16 protein-coding genes are annotated in these 16,146 nt (G+C 61.5%); 8 read left to right on the top strand and 8 right to left on the bottom strand.

Features of this window, described 5'->3' with window-relative positions:
• Positions 1 to 19: 19 nt before the first annotated feature.
• From fabI to ACTHND_RS07335, 4 genes are read right to left on the bottom strand one after another with little or no spacing between them, the layout of a single operon-like run.
• The gene (gene fabI / locus ACTHND_RS07350; protein WP_440177265.1) at positions 20 to 778 is read right to left on the bottom strand and encodes an enoyl-ACP reductase FabI; all 759 of its coding nucleotides are present in this window, start codon (positions 776 to 778) and stop codon (positions 20 to 22) included.
• The gene (locus ACTHND_RS07345; RefSeq protein ID WP_440177263.1) at positions 775 to 1,890 is read right to left on the bottom strand and encodes an acetate/propionate family kinase; all 1,116 of its coding nucleotides are present in this window, start codon (positions 1,888 to 1,890) and stop codon (positions 775 to 777) included. Before ACTHND_RS07345 ends, fabI begins: the two co-directional genes overlap by 4 nt.
• Positions 1,887 to 2,834, bottom strand: coding sequence for a bifunctional enoyl-CoA hydratase/phosphate acetyltransferase (locus ACTHND_RS07340; RefSeq protein WP_440177261.1), 948 nt, complete (start codon positions 2,832 to 2,834; stop codon positions 1,887 to 1,889). The genes ACTHND_RS07345 and ACTHND_RS07340 overlap by 4 nt, the downstream gene beginning before the upstream one ends.
• Positions 2,835 to 2,842: 8 nt before the next feature.
• On the bottom strand, positions 2,843 to 4,654 hold the full coding sequence (locus ACTHND_RS07335) for a PHA/PHB synthase family protein (protein ID WP_440177259.1): 1,812 nt from the start codon (positions 4,652 to 4,654) through the stop codon (positions 2,843 to 2,845).
• Between the two features lie 189 nt (positions 4,655 to 4,843).
• Between ACTHND_RS07335 and ACTHND_RS07330 the strand changes: the two genes are divergently transcribed.
• From ACTHND_RS07330 to gcrA, 5 genes are all read left to right on the top strand, one after another.
• The gene (locus ACTHND_RS07330) at positions 4,844 to 5,284 is read left to right on the top strand and encodes a helix-turn-helix domain-containing protein (protein ID WP_440177257.1); all 441 of its coding nucleotides are present in this window, start codon (positions 4,844 to 4,846) and stop codon (positions 5,282 to 5,284) included.
• A gap of 79 nt (positions 5,285 to 5,363) precedes the next feature.
• Positions 5,364 to 5,918 carry a helix-turn-helix domain-containing protein gene (locus ACTHND_RS07325; protein ID WP_440177255.1) on the top strand — a complete coding sequence of 185 codons (555 nt, stop codon included), beginning with the start codon at positions 5,364 to 5,366 and terminating at the stop codon, positions 5,916 to 5,918.
• Between the two features lie 59 nt (positions 5,919 to 5,977).
• Positions 5,978 to 6,370, top strand: a complete 393-nt coding sequence (locus ACTHND_RS07320) for a helix-turn-helix domain-containing protein (protein WP_440177253.1) — start codon at positions 5,978 to 5,980, stop codon at positions 6,368 to 6,370.
• 80 nt (positions 6,371 to 6,450) lie between these two features.
• Entirely contained in the window at positions 6,451 to 7,509 is a 1,059-nt protein-coding gene (locus tag ACTHND_RS07315; protein ID WP_440177251.1) for an NAD(P)-dependent alcohol dehydrogenase, read from the top strand.
• A 346-nt stretch (positions 7,510 to 7,855) separates the two neighbouring features.
• Positions 7,856 to 8,389, top strand: a complete 534-nt coding sequence (gene gcrA / locus ACTHND_RS07310; protein ID WP_440177249.1) for a cell cycle sigma 70 cofactor GcrA — start codon at positions 7,856 to 7,858, stop codon at positions 8,387 to 8,389.
• A gap of 91 nt (positions 8,390 to 8,480) precedes the next feature.
• Here the strand turns inward: gcrA and ACTHND_RS07305 are convergent, their stop codons facing one another.
• The gene (locus tag ACTHND_RS07305) at positions 8,481 to 9,578 is read right to left on the bottom strand and encodes an NAD(P)/FAD-dependent oxidoreductase (protein ID WP_440177247.1); all 1,098 of its coding nucleotides are present in this window, start codon (positions 9,576 to 9,578) and stop codon (positions 8,481 to 8,483) included.
• A gap of 108 nt (positions 9,579 to 9,686) precedes the next feature.
• On the opposite strand from ACTHND_RS07305, the gene gcvA reads away from it, so the two are divergent.
• A complete protein-coding gene (gene gcvA / locus ACTHND_RS07300) occupies positions 9,687 to 10,649 on the top strand; it encodes a transcriptional regulator GcvA (RefSeq protein ID WP_440177245.1) in 963 nt (320 codons plus the stop codon).
• Positions 10,650 to 10,807: 158 nt separating this feature from the next.
• Here the strand turns inward: gcvA and ACTHND_RS07295 are convergent, their stop codons facing one another.
• Positions 10,808 to 11,830 carry a cysteine synthase A gene (locus ACTHND_RS07295; protein WP_440177243.1) on the bottom strand — a complete coding sequence of 341 codons (1,023 nt, stop codon included), beginning with the start codon at positions 11,828 to 11,830 and terminating at the stop codon, positions 10,808 to 10,810.
• 94 nt (positions 11,831 to 11,924) lie between these two features.
• Here ACTHND_RS07295 and thrB point away from each other — a divergent pair, with 94 nt between their 5' ends.
• Positions 11,925 to 12,992, top strand: coding sequence for a homoserine kinase (thrB, locus tag ACTHND_RS07290; RefSeq protein WP_440177241.1), 1,068 nt, complete (start codon positions 11,925 to 11,927; stop codon positions 12,990 to 12,992).
• On the opposite strand, the gene thrC is transcribed toward thrB, so the two are convergent.
• On the bottom strand, positions 12,989 to 14,368 hold the full coding sequence (gene thrC, locus ACTHND_RS07285) for a threonine synthase (RefSeq protein WP_440177239.1): 1,380 nt from the start codon (positions 14,366 to 14,368) through the stop codon (positions 12,989 to 12,991). The genes thrB and thrC overlap by 4 nt on opposite strands.
• Positions 14,369 to 14,473: 105 nt before the next feature.
• Here thrC and proB point away from each other — a divergent pair, with 105 nt between their 5' ends.
• Positions 14,474 to 15,610, top strand: a complete 1,137-nt coding sequence (gene proB, locus ACTHND_RS07280) for a glutamate 5-kinase (protein WP_440177237.1) — start codon at positions 14,474 to 14,476, stop codon at positions 15,608 to 15,610.
• A gap of 3 nt (positions 15,611 to 15,613) precedes the next feature.
• Here proB and ACTHND_RS07275 read toward each other — a convergent pair whose 3' ends face one another.
• Positions 15,614 to 16,036, bottom strand: coding sequence for a hypothetical protein (locus tag ACTHND_RS07275; RefSeq protein ID WP_440177235.1), 423 nt, complete (start codon positions 16,034 to 16,036; stop codon positions 15,614 to 15,616).
• Positions 16,037 to 16,146 lie beyond the last annotated feature (110 nt).

Here is a 16,146-nt window from a genome sequence, read left to right as displayed (position 1 = left end):
CAAAATCGCCCGTCATTTATTAACCAATCGCCGTAAAGCCATTATCGACATGGATGACCTGGCCATTGATGCCGGACGCGAGAGGCGACACCATGAAGGCCGCCACATCGCCGATCTGTTCGAGGGTAATGGCGCGATGCAGCGGCGTGCGGAACACATCCTCCTGCATGATCTCGTCGAACCGGCCAGGATGCGGCGATACCCGGCTGCGCACCGGTCCGGGCGACAGGGCATTGACGCGGATATCGCTGGGGCCCAGTTCCCAGGCCAGGTAACGGACGCTGGATTCCAGCGCGGCCTTGACCGGCCCCATCAGGTTATAATGCGGCATGACCTTTTCCGCGCCGTAATAGCTCATGGTCAGGATGGAGCCGCCGCCCGACATCAGCGGCCGCGCGTGTTTGGCCAACCGGATCAGCGAATGGCAGGACACGTCCATGGCGATGGCGAAGCCGCTGCCGGAGGCATTGGTCAGTTCGCCCAACAGGTCCGCGGGCGGGGCATAGGCGATGGAATGGAGCAAAAAGTCGAGCCGGCCCCATTTATCGGCGATGGTCTTGAAAACAGCGTCCATCTGGCGATGATCGGTCACGTCCAGCGGCATGACCTGCTCGGCGCCGATACGGGCGGCCAGATCTTCAACCGCGCCGCGCGTCTGTTCGTTCTGGTAGGTCACGATCAGGCGCGCACCCCGATCGTGGAAGGCCTTGGCGCAGGCCCAGGCGATGGAGTCCTCGTTGGCAATGCCGATAACGAGGCCCTTGGGAGTGTCGGTCATGAGACAGTCTCCTGATAAAAGGCCGCCATGATTTCCAGCGCCATCTGGCGCTCCTCATTGGCGGCGATGATGTGGGTTTCAAACGGCGGCAGGAAGGCGAGATGGTGGAGGATTTTTTCGCGGACCGGCGCGGCGTTTTCACCGATGCCGCCGGTAAAGACGAGGCCATCGAGGCCGCCCAGGCTTACGGTCATGGCGGCGATCTGCTGGGCGGTTTTCAAGGCGAAATAATCGAGCGCCAGGGCCGCAGCGGGTAATGGGCTATCAAGCAGGGTTTTGACGTCATTGCTGACGCCCGACAGGCCAAGCAGACCGGACTGGGTATAGAGGATATCGCTGATGTCTGTCGGTGACAGGCCAAGCTCCTGCTGCATGTAGAGCACGGCGCCGGGATCGAGGGCGCCGCAGCGTGTGCCCATCGGCAGGCCGTCCAACGCCGTCAGGCCCATAGTGGTATCGATACTGCGGCCAGCTCTCAGGGCGCACAGACTGGCCCCGTTGCCTAGATGGGCGGCGACCACCCGGCCTTTGGCCAGCGCCGGATGATCGCAGGCCAGGCGGTGCGCGATCCAGGCGTAGGAAAGGCCGTGGAAACCGTAGCGCCGGACGCCCTTGTCGCGCAGACTTTTCGGCAGGGCGAACTGATGATGCAGCGGGTCGATATGGGCGTGAAAGGCGGTATCGAAACAGCCGAACTGGCGCAGGCGCGGATCCTGCGCCCACAGGGCCTCGATGGCCGCCAGGTTATGCACCTGATGCTGCGGCGCCAGGTTATTGAACCGGCGCAGCTCATCGACCGCCTCACGGTCCAGTTCGGCGGCGTGGATGAAGTCCGGCCCGCCATGCACGATCCGGTGGGCGCAGGCGCGCAGGCGTGCCTGTCCGGCCATCTGTTTCAGCCAGTCCAGAACGAAGGCCAGGGCCTCGCCGGCATCGGTGTGCGGGGGCAAGGCGCGGGGGGCTTCGCCGGCGGTCGCCACCTGGAAAGCCGGCGAGCCGCCGATATCGCTGACCTTGCCGCCGGTAATCACCGGCAGGTCGGGCGCCAGGCCGAACAGCCGAAACTTCAGGCTGGACGAGCCGGCATTGAGAACGAGCAGGGCGTCCGTCATTTCAGGCGACCTTTCCGGCGGGCCTCGACCAGATATTGCGCCACCACGCAGGATAGCCGACGGGTCCGCAACGAGTCCGCCCGGCTGGTCAGGATGACCGGCACCCGCGCGCCGAGCCCGATGCCGGCCGCCTGGGCGTGACCCAAATAGATCAGTTCCTTGGCCAGGGCATTGCCGGCCTCGATATTGGGCACGACGATGATATCGGCGTCACCCGCCACCGGCGAGGCCAGTCCCTTGTCGTCGGCAGCCTCGCGGCTGATGATGTTGTCAAAGGCCAGGGGGCCGTCGAGGATCGCGCCAGTGATCTGGCCGCGATCGGCCATCTTGCACAGGGCAGCGGCATCGATGGTCGAGGGCATGGCGCTGATCACCGTCTCCACCGCTGACAGCAGGGCGACCTTGGGCGGACGTTCGTCGCCGAACAGGCTGCGCCACAGGCTGATGGCGTTGCGGCAGATATCGGCCTTTTCTTCAAGATCAGGGGCGATATTGATCGCCGCGTCGGTGACGATCAGCGGCTTGTGGTACATGGGGATGTCGAGAATATAGGCGTGCGACATGCGCCGTTCGGTGCGCAGGCCGGCCTCTTTCGCCACCACGGCGCTCAGCAGTTCGTCCGTGTGCAGGGCGCCTTTCATCAGGGCATCGACCTCGCCGCGCGCCGCCATGGCCGCGCCGGTTTCGGCGGCGGCATGGCTGTGCTCGACGTCCATCACCGTCCAGCCGGATATATCGATGCCATTCTCCTCGGCCGCCTTGCGGATACGGGCCTGCGGGCCGATCAGGACCGGCGTGATCAGCCCCTCGGCCTGAGCGTCCGCCGCCGCTTCCAGGGCGAGGGCGTCAACCGGATGAATGACCGCCACGGTGATGCGCGGCAGCACCCTGCCGCTCTCCAGGATGTGGCTGTAATGGTCGGCAGGATGGACAGGGGCATTCATGACAGGCCTCAGGGCTGATGGACATAGAGGCCGGGCGCGGCTTCGAGGGGCGGGAAACGGGCATTGCCGAAGGCCACCGGCGCCGGCCGTTTTGCCGCGTTGTCCTGCCGGGACAACCAGTCATCCCAGGCCAGCCACCAGGAGCCCGTGTGGCAGGGCGCGCTGGCCCGCCAGTCATCGGGGGATTGCAGCGGCGTGCCCGCCTTGTGTTCGGCCAGGCAATAGTGGCGATCGGTGCGACCAGGTTCGCTGACAATGCCGGCATTGTGCCCGCCATTGGTCAGGGCGAAGGTCACATCGCCCGCCGTGAACTGATGAACCTTGTAGACCGAGCGCCACGGGGCGACATGGTCGCTTTCGGTGCCGACTGCAAAGATCGGCAGGGTGATGTTTTCGGGCGCCACGGTTTCGCCCAGTACCCGGTAATGGCCGTTGACGAAGGCGTTTTGCAGGAAAAGCTGCTCCAGATATTGACTGTGCATCCGGTAGGGCATCCGCGTGGCGTCAGCATTCCATGCCAAGAGGTCGAACATCTCCGCCCGCTGGCCCAGCCAGTAATCGCGGACGATGTGCGACCACAGGCTTTCGCTGGAGCGCAGCATCTGAAAGGCGCCAGCCATCTGGCGCGTATCGAGATAGCCCTGGGCGCGCATCATGTTCTTGAGGTAGGCGACTTCGGAATCGGTGACGAACACGCTGAGTTCGCCAGCCTCGGTGAAATCGCCCTGGGCAGCGAAAAGCGACAGGCCTTGCAGCCGGTCATCCCGTTTCACCGCCAGCCAGGCGGCGAGGATCAGGGCCAGTGTGCCGCCCAGGCAATAGCCCGCCAGGTTGATTTTCTGGCCGGGCACGATATCGGACACGGCATCGAGCGCGGCCAGGGCGCCGTCACGCACATAGTCGTCCATGCCCTTGTCGCGGTCGGCGCTGCCGGGGTTTTTCCATGACACCATGAAGACGGTGTGGCCCTGCGCGACCAGCCAGTTGACGAGGGAACTGTGCGGCGACAGGTCGAGGATGTAGTATTTCATGATCCAGGCCGGCAGGATCAGCACCGGCGCGGCATGGACATCCGGTGTCTGCGGCGCGTACTGGATCAGTTCGATCAGGTCATTGCAGAAAACGACCCGCCCCGGCGTCACCGCCACGGTCTGGCCGGGGGTGAAGGCGTCCATGCCCTTCGGGCGCTGGCCGGTGACGCGGCGCTGCCAGTCTTCGTAGAAGTGGATCAGGCCCTGCACGAGGTTTTGTCCGCCGGACTGCCGGACGGCCTTCTGGATCTCCGGATTGGTCAGCAGGAAATTCGCCGGCGACAGGGCATTGAGCACCTGGTGCGCCACAAAATTGATGCTGCGGGCATGGGCGGGCGCCAGGCCCGGAACATCCAGCGTCGCCCGGTCCCAGAAGGCCTGTGCCAGGTGGAAATTCTGCACATATTGCCGCCACGGCCACTGCTTCCACAGGTCGGAACGAAAGCGGGAATCGCGCGGCCCCTCGGCAAACGGATCGTGAAGGTGGGTCAACGGAAACAGGGTCAGTTCGGCCAGGCGACCGGGGCAAAAGGCCAGATGCGACAGCCAGGCAAAACCGGTTTCGGCCAGTCCCGCCGGCGTCAGGCCGAAGGTGAAATGCGACAGCCAGCCCTGCCATGTCTGATCCGCCTGATCGGCCATGTCCGGCGCCAGCCATGGTATCGGACTGGGTATCGGACTGGGCATCGGACTGGGCATCGGGCTGGCGGACGCGCGCACGTCCGAGACCGGACTTTCGGGTGTGATCGGGTCGAACATGGCGCCTGTATAGGCCGACCGCATCCTCATTCATTTGATCAAACGCAAATAACGGGAAATTTTATCCGGTTGGGCCGGCGCGCATCAGGCACCCCCCTTAACCTAAAAACGCCCATAGATTGCAATTGTCGCACGCTTGCGCTTTCTCAGGGTTGTGTTAAGGGTCGCACTTTGTTAGCGCCATCATGCCCGCGTGTCAGGGAGAACCACGGAGCCACCATGCCCAAACCCAGCCGGGCCACGCCGCATATTGTTGATGTCGCGGTAGGGGCCAATATCCGCCAGCGCCGCCGGGCGCTCAAGATTTCACAGGAAGCGCTGGCCGAGGCGATCGCCGTCACCTTCCAGCAGGTGCAGAAATATGAACGCGGCGCCAATCGGGTCAGCGCGTCATGCCTGTTTGACATCTGCCGGGTGCTCAGGTGCCATCCGGCGGACCTGATGCCGCCGCCGGACTGGTATCGGGACGAAAAAGCCGCGAAATGGATGACCGACGCCCGTGCGCTGCATGTGCTGCATCCGCGCCTTTTCGAGACGCTGATGGCCCTGCCGGAGGAAAACCTGCGCCTGCTGGTCGCCGGCCTTCAGGCCCTGACGGCGGAGCCGCCGGCCAAAGAGAAGCTGATCAGCGACAGGCACAACCGGGAGCTTATTGCCTGAGGATAGTCGGGTTGATATAGGTTGATAAGGGTGATTTTTTATCGGTAGCGTTTGCGTGTGTCTCATTGATGATAGCGGCATGAGACGACACGCCGCCAAAGACCCAGCCTTCGCCGCCGCCATGAAGCTCCTGCGCCAGCGCGCCGGCAAGTCACTGGCCGAACTGCAGGCCGATGTCGGGGTTTCCGCCCAGGCCATGAGCCGGTGGGAAAATGCCGCGGTGGCCTGGCCGGAGGAGCGGGTGGCGGTCTATCTGCGGGCGGTCGGCGCCAGCGAGGCCGATCTCGACCGCGAACTCTATTCCGTGTCCGAAGACCCGTTCGCGGCGCGTTTTCAGCGCAATGCCGCATGGTGGCAAGGCTTTCCGGCCGAACTGGAGAGCCATATCGTCTCCGATGAAAGCATGGCGCCGTGGTGCGAACCGGGCGAAAAGGTCTTCTTCCAGCGCGGCCGGCCACCCAAACGCCTGGAGGGCTGTTTTATCGAAATGAGAGACGGCACCCGCCAGGTTCGGCTCTATGAACGCGAACGCGACGGCTTTCTTTATTTCAGGCGGGTCAATCCGGAAAGCACGGAGCAGGTGCTGCATTCGCAGGTGACGGGGCTGCACCGCATTGTTTTGCGCGGTGATTGACGCTGATTGATTTGGGTGATAATTTCAACTTACAGGTTGATTTTATGCCGTGGTGAATTGTGGGCGATATCGGGCGCAAAGGACCGCATATCATTGACGTGACGGTCGGCGACAATATTCGCCGGCGACGGCGCAGCCTGGGTATTTCGCAGGAAGCGCTGGCCGCCGCCGTGAACGTGACCTTCCAGCAAATCCAGAAGTACGAACGCGGCGCCAATCGGGTCAGCGCATCGCGCCTCTACGAAATCAGCCGCGTGCTGGCCTGCGACGCCGGCGATCTGATGCCGCGCGGCGAGTGGCGCACGATGAGGGTGAGCCAGGACTGGCTGCGGGATGCACAGGCCCTGCATGGCCGCCATCCGCGCCTGTTCACACAGTTGACGAAGTGGCCGGAAGATCGCCTGCGCCTGCTACTCGTCACCCTGCAGGCACTTCATCCGCAAGATGTGTGAATAGATGGTGACACTGCCTTGTAATGAAGGCGGATCGGCCTACCTGTGAAGGGCATTTCCCTTTATAACAGGACACCCCTATGTTTCGTTGCGAAGCCTATGCCGCGCCCGCGGCCGACAAGCCTCTTAGCCCACTGACCATCGAGCGCCGCGACCCGACGCCGGAAGATGTAGTCATCGATATTCTCTATTGCGGTGTCTGCCATTCCGACCTGCACATGGCGCGCAACGAATGGCATTTCACGACCTATCCGGTGGTTGTCGGCCATGAGATCGTCGGGCGCGTGTCGAAGATCGGCGCGGACGTGACCAAATTCAAGGTCGGCGACCTGGTGGGGGTCGGCTGCATGGTCGATTCCTGCCGGACCTGTCCGAATTGCCGCGAGGGGCTGGAGCAGTACTGCGATGTCGGCAATATCCAGACCTATGGCGGCATCGAGCCGCAGACCGGCAAGCCGACCGCCGGCGGCTATTCCAGGTCGATCACCGTCTATGAAGGCTTTGTGCTGAAGGTCTCGGAAAAGCTGGACCTGGCGGCGACTGCGCCGCTGCTCTGCGCGGGCATTACCACCTGGTCGCCATTGCGGCACTGGAAGGTCGGGCCCGGCATGAAGGTGGGCATTGTCGGCCTCGGCGGCCTCGGCCATATGGGCGTGAAGTTCGCCCGCGCCCTTGGGGCGCATGTCGTGCTCTTCACCACCTCACCATCCAAGGTCGAGGACGGCAAGCGGCTGGGCGCCCATGAGGTTGTCATCTCGAAGAATGAGGACGAAATGGCGGCGTACGCGCAATCATTTGATTTCATCCTCGATTGTGTCTCCGCCGATCACGATATCAATGCCTACCTCAACCTGCTCAAGCGTGACGCCACACTGTGCCTCGTTGGCGCGCCGGAAAATCCGCAGGCCATCGCTGCCTTCCCGCTGCTGATGAAACGTCGTCGCTTCGCCGGCTCAGGCATTGGCGGCATCGCCGAGACCCAGGAAATGCTGGATTTCTGCGCCGAGCACGGCATTACCTCGGATGTCGAGGTCATCGATATAAAGGATATCAATACGGCCTATGAGCGGATGCTGAAACAGGATGTCCGCTATCGCTTCACCATCAACATGGCGACCTTGGGCGAGCCAGCCTTGTAAAACTCGCAGGATTCCCCATTTAAGTGAATCAGAACGGCGGCTCCATAAGGGGCCGCCGTTCTGATTCACGGTGCTAAAACGCCCGTTTCCCCCGCACAATGCGTCATTAACCGCAGCCTGAGCATGGCTGCGCGCTTTATCCACATATGTGGATCAATCAAACACTATATATAGATATGTTGTGGACAGATGAAATTCCCCTCATACCATATATTGCGGTTTTTAACATTTCGTTTACCATCTGTTGATGACTGGGGAGCAAGTCCCTTCGGGAATATCTATATCTTGTGGCTTCATTACTTTTGAACCGCAAGCGATTATAGATAAGCATGGGAGAGTGAGAGTAATGAGCTGGACCGACGAACGCGTTGAGACCCTGAAAAAGCTCTGGCAGGAAGGCCATTCCGCCAGTCAGATCGCCAAGCAGCTTGGCGGCGTCACGCGCAATGCCGTCATCGGCAAGGTGCATCGCCTCGGCCTCTCCGGCCGCGCCGCGCCCTCGCAGCCGACGCGTCCGCTGTATAAACCCGCGCGTCCGCCGCGTCCGGCCGCGTCGACCGCTTCACATGCCGAACGCCCGGCCGCACAGGCGCCCGTCCGTCGCAGCGAGCCGGTCCTGGCCCGCCCGGTGATCAGCCAGCCCGTCACGCCCTATGTCGAAGAACCCGGCACCGCCACGGTGCTGACGCTCGGCGCCAAGATGTGCAAGTGGCCAATCGGCGACCCGTCCTCGGACAGCTTCTCCTTCTGCGGTCGCCGTTCGGATGAAGGCACGCCCTATTGCGTCGAGCACGGCCGCGTCGCCTACCAGCCGTCGCAAAAGGCCAAGAAGCGCGACAGCGGCGCGGACCTCTCCCGCAATCTGCGCCGTTATCTGTAAAGCCCGATCCCTGAAATTTTAAAAGCCCCGCAGCCTGGAGCTGCGGGGCTTTTATCTTGAGCGTGATAATCGTTATGGTCCCAAAACCCTGCTATTTCACGCCCATCTTCTTCTGCAACTCCGAAGACGAGGTCGTGTACTGGAAGCGCAGCTTCTTATCCGGATAGACATAGCGGAACGCCTGCTGTGCCATCAGCGCCGCCTCGTGGAAGCCCGACAGGATCAGCTTCAGCTTGCCCGGATAGTAGTTGATGTCGCCAATGGCGAAGATTCCCTTGGTCGAGGTCTCGAACTTCTCCGTATCGACCGGAATCAGGTTCTCATGCAGGTTCAGGCCGAACTCGGCTACCGGACCCAGCTTCATGGTCAGGCCGAAGAACGGCAGGAAGGCATCGGCGGCGATGTGCGATTCCACACCGTTCGCGTCCTCGATGGCGACCGACTCCAGGAAGTGGCCGGTCTCACCCTTGAGCGCCGTGGCCTGGGCGATGATCAGGTCCATCTCACCGGCGGCCACCAGTTCGCGCATCTTGGCAACCGAGTGCGGCGCGGCGCGGAAGTCGTCGCGGCGGTGAATGAGCGTGACGCGCTTGGCGATGGGTTGCAGGTTGAGCACCCAGTCGAGCGCGCTGTCGCCGCCGCCGGAAATAACGATCTCCTTGTCGCGGAAGGTGTCCATCTTGCGCACGGCATAGTGAACGCCCTTGCCGGCGCCGAGGTTTTCAAAGCCGTCAATGCCAGGAATTGGCGGCTTTTTGGGCTGGAACGACCCGCCGCCGGCCGCAATTACGATCGCCTTGGCGTAAACAACGGTCTTCTGGTCGGTGGTCACCTCCCAAAGGCCTTCATGCTCGCCTTCACCGACCTTGCGCACGCCCACGGCCATTTCGCCGAGGTGGTACTTGGCGCCGAACGGATGGATCTGCTCGAGCAGACGCTTGGTCAGGTCGTCGCCGGAAATGATCGGCCAGGCCGGAATGTCGTAGATGGGCTTTTCCGGATAGAGCTCGGCGCACTGGCCGCCGACCTTGTCGAGAATGTCGATCAGGTGGCACTTGATATCGAGGAGACCGAGTTCGAACACGCTGAACAAGCCAACCGGCCCGGCGCCGATAACAACCACATCTGTGGTCCAGGTGCCGCCGGCTTCGAGCGCATCGATGTGATGAAGCGGATTGGCTTCGGTCATTTTTTTCTCCAAATTCAATCGAGATAGTTTTTTTAAACTGAAAGACGCTATAAAGAAGCGTCCGGTTAAGGGCAACTGAGGCTATGTGGCCAGGTCAGGGGTTAGAATATGTCGCGTGATCGTCTGCCGCCGCTGTCGGCGCTTCGGGTTTTTGAAGCCGCCGCCCGCCATGAAAGCTTCAAGCAGGCCGCCGAAGAACTGTTTGTGACGCCGGGCGCGGTGTCGCAGCAGATCCGCTTGCTGGAAGAACATGTCGGCGTGGAACTGTTTGTGCGTGACGGCCGCCGCGTCGTGCTCAGCGATGCCGGCAAGGCTTCGGCGCAGATTCTGAAAGAAGCCTTCGAGAAGATGTTCGAGGCCACGCGCCTGATGAAACAGGGCAACCAGAAAGGCCGTGTCACGGTTTCCGCTGCGCCGAGTTTCGCCGCCAAATGGCTGATGCCGCGTCTCTATGACTTTAGCGCCGCTAACGAAGATATCGATGTCTGGGTGAGCGCCGATATGGCGCCGGTCGATTTCGCCACCAGCGACATCGATCTCGCCATCCGTTACGGCAACGGCCACTACAGCGGCCTCAATGTCGAGCACCTGCTGGCCGAGGCCGTCGTGCCGGTCTGCTCGCCGCTCCTGTACGAGGCCGCGCCGATCCGCAAGCCCGCCGACCTCAGCCACCATGTCCTGTTGCATGATGTCGGCTTCGAGACCGATCCCTCCTGCCCGGATTGGGCCATGTGGCTGAAGGCGCATGGCGTCGAGGGCGTCGATGCGACGCGCGGCCCGCGTTTCAACCAGTCGAGCATGGTCATCGAAGGCGCGGTCGCCGGCCGCGGCGTCGCCCTGGCCAAGCGCACCATTGCCGAAGCCGACCTCAAGGCCGGCCGCCTGATGGTGCTGTTCGATGAAAAGGACAAGCCGCTGGAATACGGCTATTATCTTGTGTGGCCGCAGACCCGCGAACCGACCCCGGCGCAGATGCGCTTCATGGAGTGGCTGCGCGCCGAGGCCCTGCGCGTTGATGGCGCGCCGAACGCCCACATCGAGCCGCCAGTCTTCGCTGCGATGGATATTTAAAAGAATCTCCTCCCCATTTCTTAAATGGGGAGGTGCCCCGGCTTGTCCGGGGCGGAGGGGCGCCCCTCCGTCGTCGCTGCGCCTGAAGGCGCACGCCGCCACCTCCCCACTTCGTAGGGAGAAGGGAGCATGGCTGACCACGGGCCGGTTCAATTCCACTAGTCCGCCGCCATCCACGGCGGGACCGGCAGACCCTTTTCGCGCAGGAAGGGCGGGTTGAAAATCTTCGAGGCATAGCGGTTGCCGTAGTCGCACAGCACGGTGACGATCGTCTTGCCGGGGCCAAGATCTTTCGCCATCTTCATTGCGCCGACGATATTGAGCGCGGCCGAGGTGCCCAGGCACAGGCCCTCGGTCTGGATCAGATCATAGAGCACGGGCAGCCATTCCGAATCCGCTACCTGATACGAACGATCGACGGTGATGCCTTCCAGATTGGCGGTGATGCGGCCCTGGCCGATACCTTCCGAAATCGACGTGCCTTCGGATTTCAGTTCGCCCGTGGTGTAATAGCTGTAGAGCGCGGCGCCGAACGGATCGGCCAGACCGATCTGGATGTCCGGGTTCTTGTCTTTCAGGTAGAGGCTCAAACCACCCAGTGTGCCGCCCGAGCCGACAGCGCAGATAAAGGCGTCCAGCTTGCCACCGGTCTGTTCCCAGATTTCCGGGCCGGTGCCTTCGATATGGGCGCGGCGATTGGCGACATTATCAAACTGGTTGGCCCAGATGACGCTTTCACCGGCATCGCGCAGTTCCTGCGCCAATGTGCCTGAATAGCGGACATAGTTGCCGGGATTGGCGTAAGGGACGGCATCGACCTCGATCAGCTCGGCCCCGAAAGCGCGGATGGCGTCCTTCTTTTCCTGCGCCTGGGTGCGCGGAATGACGATCCTGGTCTTGTAACCCAGGGCATTGGCAACAAGGGCCAGGCCGATGCCGGTATTGCCGGCCGTGCCTTCGACAATGGTACCGCCCGGCTTCAGCGAGCCATCGGCTTCGGCGGCACGGATGATCCAGAGCGCGGCGCGGTCCTTGATCGACTGGCCGGGATTGAGAAACTCCGCCTTGCCGTAAATCTCGCAGCCGGTCGCCTCGCTGGCGGCCTTCAGGCGAATGAGGGGCGTATTGCCGATCAGATCGACAACGGACAGGGCGCGCTTCGCGGTGACAGTCTTGGCCATGGGGGAGTCCTAATAAGGGATGCGGCTTGCTAACAGATGCGCACCGGCAACCCAAGCGATGGATTCTAAGCCGGCGATTTAGACATTCTGGCTTATGTCCACAAGGAAAAGCTTTTGGCGATCACGGCTTTATGTCTATATGCCGCCGACGCCTGATGAGCAGGCGCAGGCTTTTGAGGATCAGGACAGGGCGCGCATGGCCGTTTTTACCCCCGTATCTCTGGAGGACGCCCGTGCCTATCTGAGCGCCTATGATATAGGTGAACTGATCCATCTCGAAGGCATCGAGGAAGGGGTTTCCAACACCAATTTCAAGGTAGAGACGACCTCCGGCCTCTATGCCCTGACGCTTTTCGAGTCCGCCACGCCGGAAGACTCGCTGCCGTGGTTCATGGACTATACGCTTTATCTCGACCGCAAGGGCTATCCGGCGCCCGGCCCGGCACTAAAGCGTGACGGGCAATCGCTGGGGCGGATCAATGGCAAGCCGTGCGCCCTGATAAAGTGGCTGCCGGGCCGCTGGCCGCGCAATCCCGATACGCGACATGCCGCCTCGGCCGGGGAGTATCTGGCGAAGCTGCATCTGGTCGGCGGCGATTTTCCGCAGGTCCGCGAAAACACCATGGGCATAGCCCACTGGGAAGGGCTGATCGATCGCTGCGAACCGCGCGCCGCCACCTCGCCGCGCGCCCAGGAGATACTGGCGGACTTCCGTGAGGAACTGGCCTTTCTGCGGGGCGTTTGGCCCACTGACTTGCCGCTGGGCGCCATCCATGCCGATTATTTTACCGACAATGTCCTGATGAATGATGACGGCATCGTCACCGGCGTGATCGACTACTATTATGCCTGCACTGATTTTTACGCCTATGATCTGGCGGTGGCGCTGAATGCCTGGGGCTTCACGCCGGGCGGCCAGCCGCAGCCGCAGATGATCTCGGCCTTCATCAAGGGCTATAACGAGACGCGGCCGCTTTCGGAAGCCGAGATCAATGCCCTGCCGCTGTTTGCGCGTGGTTCGGCCGTGCGCTTTACCCTGACGCGGCTCTATGACCTATTGAACCACGACCCGTCATGGGTGGTGAAGCCGAAAGACCCGGAAGCCTTCTATCGCCGGCTGGATTATCATCGCGGCATCAAGACCGGGCACACGTATTTTTAGCCCTGAAACGCCTTGACCGCCTCCAGCGCGGCGAACTCGTCATTGCGGATCGCCTGAATGGTTTCCTTCTGGCCGTGCAGCTTCCGGATCGCTTCCGGCACTTCGGGCGCGAAGCCGAGCGCCTTGGTGACGAAATCCGGGAACTTGGCGGCGTGGGCGGTGGAAAGCGCGATGATCGGCTGGCCGTCATTGCGTTTGAGCGCGGCGGCGATCGCCACGGCGGTATGCGGACAGATGACCTTGCCCCACTTGTCGTGCGCATATTTGATCGTCTGCGCCGTTTCCTCCTCGCTGATCGTCGAGGCCGTCACTTGCGCGCGCAGGGCATCCTGCAGGTCGCCGGAAAGATGGACATTGCCGGTGGCGTTGAAATTGTCAAACACACCCTTGGTGCCTTCGGCCGAACGGTTCGAGGCTTCGAAGACCAGCCGCTCGAAGTTCGACGGCGCCTGGACGTCCATACTGACCGAAGCGGTTTCGACCGCCTGATGGCGGACATAGTGGCCGGTATTGATGGCTTGCGCCAAGGCATCATTGCGGTTCACGGCGGCGTGGATATGGCCGACATTACCGCCGATCTTGCGCCCCACCCAGCCGGCGAAAGCGTCGCCGAAATTGCCGGTCGGCACCACGAATTCCGGCTTGTCCGCGCCCGAAGCGGCGGCCGCGGCGAGATAATAGGGCACCTGGCCCAGCAGCCGGCCCCAGTTAATCGAGTTGACCGAAGAAATCAGGCCATTCTGCTTCAGCTCTTCTTCGCCCAGCAAGCGCTTTACCATGCGCTGGCAATCATCGAAATCGCCTTCGACGCCGATATTGAGCACATTATCAGCCTCAACCGTCGTCATCTGCAACCGCTGGACAGGCGAGACGCGACCGAGGGGATGGAAGACCACCAATTTCACATGTTCCGAACCGGCGAAGGCGCGCACGGCCGCGGCGCCGGTATCGCCGGAGGTGGCGGTGACGAGCGTTAGCTTCTCGCCCGTTTGCGCCAGGGCGGCGTCGGTCAGAGGGGCGATCATCTGCATCGCCATGTCCTTGAAGGCGAGCGTCGGGCCATGCCATAGTTCGAGGATCCACAGATTGTCCTCGACCTGGACCAGCGGCGTCTGTCCGGCTTCATTCAGGAAGGCGGATTTCGTGCGGGCGGCCGCCTTTTGCACGGCCTCGGCGCCCAGCACATTGACGCCGAACAGGGTCAGCAGCTTTTCGGTGAGCAGGCCGTAATCACCGGATGAAGCTGCGGCGAGATCAAAATTAGGTGTCGGATAGGTCTCAGGCACATAGAGGCCGCCATCGGGCGCCAGGCCATCGAGCAGGGCGCCGGCAAAGGTACGGGGTTCGCGGAAGCCGCGGGTGCCTATATAGTTCATTTTGTTACCAAATTTGCCAAATAACGTAAGGTCTTGCGTAAGCGCTCGCAATGCCGTTAAGAAGCGCGCGAGTTAACATCTAAAACGCCTGAGATAAAGACCTTCATGTCGCTGGATGCCATTAAATCACTGCCCGATGTGCTGGCGTCCGCTCGTCGCATTACCATCAAGGTCGGCTCGGCCCTGGTGGTCGATGCGGCGAGCGGCGTGGCCGATGCGGCGTGGATGCGCGGACTGGCGGAAGATATCGCGGCGCTGATGGCGCAGGGTAAGTCGGTTCTGCTGGTGTCTTCCGGCGCTGGCGCGCTCGGCCGCCGTTATCTCGGTCTGACGCGCAAGAAGCTGAAACTGGACGAGAAACAGGCCGCCGCCGCTGCTGGTCAGCCGCGTCTGATGAGCGCCTGGGAAGAGGCGTTTCAGACAGTTGGCCTCAAGACCGCGCAGGTTTTGCTGACCCGCGAGGATACCGAAAAGCGCCGCCGCTGGCTGAACGCGCGCGCCACCATCGATACCCTGTTCGATCTGGGATGCGTGCCGATCGTCAACGAAAACGACACGGTGGTGACCGAGGAAATCCGTTATGGTGATAATGACCGCCTGGCCGCCCGCGCCGCGCAACTGGTGCGCTCGGAGGCGCTGGTCCTGCTGTCGGATATAGATGGTCTTTATACGGACGATCCGCGCCGCAATGCTACCGCCGAGCACATTCCGCTGGTCGAAAAGCTGGATGCGAGCATTGAGGCCATGGCCGGTGGCGCCAATGCGCAAGCAGGCGTCGGCACCGGCGGAATGACCACCAAGATCGCCGCCGCCAAGATCGCCGGTTCGGCTGGCTGCGCCACTATCATCGCGTCCGGCCAGACGATCCGGCCCCTTTCCAACATGGCGCGCTTTACGGTGATCAGGCCGCAGGCCACGGCCAGCGCCGCCTATAAGGCGTGGATCGCCGGGACCGTGGTGCCGGCGGGCAAGCTGATGCTCGATGAAGGGGCGGTGCGGGCTTTGCATAATGGCAAGAGCCTGCTGCCGTCGGGGATTGTCGAGGTCACCGGCCAGTTCGACAAGGGGGACAGCGTATCGATCATTTCGCCGGCGGGCGTCGAGGTGGCGCGCGGCATCGTCACCTATTCCGCCGAAGCCATCCGTGCCATTCGCGGCCGCGGCAGCCACGACATCGAAGGGATATTGGGCTATACCTCAGGGGATGAGGTCATCCATCGGGATGACATGGCACTGGTGTGAGTGTCACATCATTAAACGCACATATTTCTCGAAATCAGAAACCGGCATATACGAGACACTCAAAACTATTTTTATGGGCAATTTCCTTTGAGTGCCGTAGCCTTTTTTATCCTCAGTAACGCATTCCAAAATCAGTTTCTCAAATTCAAATCTGTCAAATACCCAGTTTCCAACTCTGAAAGCTTTAAGATCAGGAAGGACTATGTCATGTTTCGCATAACGCCCAATTCCAATTTCTTTTAATTGCTTCCAGAGTTCAGGTGTGGGTGGATAATCTCCACTAAAAAATCTGAATTCAGGCGTTCTGCCAATATGCTTTAATTCGTAGTGTGCGGTGCCATCCCGTTTTGTCCGAATTCTTGAGAACAGTAGTTCTCGATCCTTATCTATTAGATTCAGTTCTTCTTCCTGCGGGAGAAATGTCATAAACCGTTCCTTCACAGTGATTGGGACTTTGTTCCACGGATAATGCGGATTTGGAAAAGACGCCAGAACGAACTGAATAATATCCCATGAAACGGTCGTAATTGGCGGTG

Source organism: Asticcacaulis sp. (genome assembly GCF_051954415.1).
Lineage (GTDB): Bacteria > Pseudomonadota > Alphaproteobacteria > Caulobacterales > Caulobacteraceae > Asticcacaulis.
The sequence above is the reverse complement of the archived record's forward strand: the minus strand, read 5'-3'. Positions and strand labels throughout refer to the sequence as shown.

Bases quoted from the DNA above. Each gene is read 5' to 3' on its own strand.
- ACTHND_RS07305 (WP_440177247.1), bottom strand. From the start codon at position 9,578: ATGACCGAAGCCAATCCGCTTCATCACATCGATGCGCTCGAAGCCGGC.
- ACTHND_RS07345 (WP_440177263.1), bottom strand. From the start codon at position 1,890: ATGACGGACGCCCTGCTCGTTCTCAATGCCGGCTCGTCCAGCCTGAAG.
- ACTHND_RS07295 (WP_440177243.1), bottom strand. From the start codon at position 11,830: ATGGCCAAGACTGTCACCGCGAAGCGCGCCCTGTCCGTTGTCGATCTG.
- ACTHND_RS07325 (WP_440177255.1), top strand. From the start codon at position 5,364: ATGAGACGACACGCCGCCAAAGACCCAGCCTTCGCCGCCGCCATGAAG.
- proB (WP_440177237.1), top strand. From the start codon at position 14,474: ATGTCGCTGGATGCCATTAAATCACTGCCCGATGTGCTGGCGTCCGCT.
- ACTHND_RS07315 (WP_440177251.1), top strand. From the start codon at position 6,451: ATGTTTCGTTGCGAAGCCTATGCCGCGCCCGCGGCCGACAAGCCTCTT.
- gcvA (WP_440177245.1), top strand. From the start codon at position 9,687: ATGTCGCGTGATCGTCTGCCGCCGCTGTCGGCGCTTCGGGTTTTTGAA.
- ACTHND_RS07330 (WP_440177257.1), top strand. From the start codon at position 4,844: ATGCCCAAACCCAGCCGGGCCACGCCGCATATTGTTGATGTCGCGGTA.
- ACTHND_RS07335 (WP_440177259.1), bottom strand. From the start codon at position 4,654: ATGAGGATGCGGTCGGCCTATACAGGCGCCATGTTCGACCCGATCACA.
- ACTHND_RS07340 (WP_440177261.1), bottom strand. From the start codon at position 2,834: ATGAATGCCCCTGTCCATCCTGCCGACCATTACAGCCACATCCTGGAG.
- fabI (WP_440177265.1), bottom strand. From the start codon at position 778: ATGACCGACACTCCCAAGGGCCTCGTTATCGGCATTGCCAACGAGGAC.
- thrC (WP_440177239.1), bottom strand. From the start codon at position 14,368: ATGAACTATATAGGCACCCGCGGCTTCCGCGAACCCCGTACCTTTGCC.
- thrB (WP_440177241.1), top strand. From the start codon at position 11,925: ATGTCCACAAGGAAAAGCTTTTGGCGATCACGGCTTTATGTCTATATG.
- ACTHND_RS07275 (WP_440177235.1), bottom strand. From the start codon at position 16,036: ATGACATTTCTCCCGCAGGAAGAAGAACTGAATCTAATAGATAAGGAT.
- gcrA (WP_440177249.1), top strand. From the start codon at position 7,856: ATGAGCTGGACCGACGAACGCGTTGAGACCCTGAAAAAGCTCTGGCAG.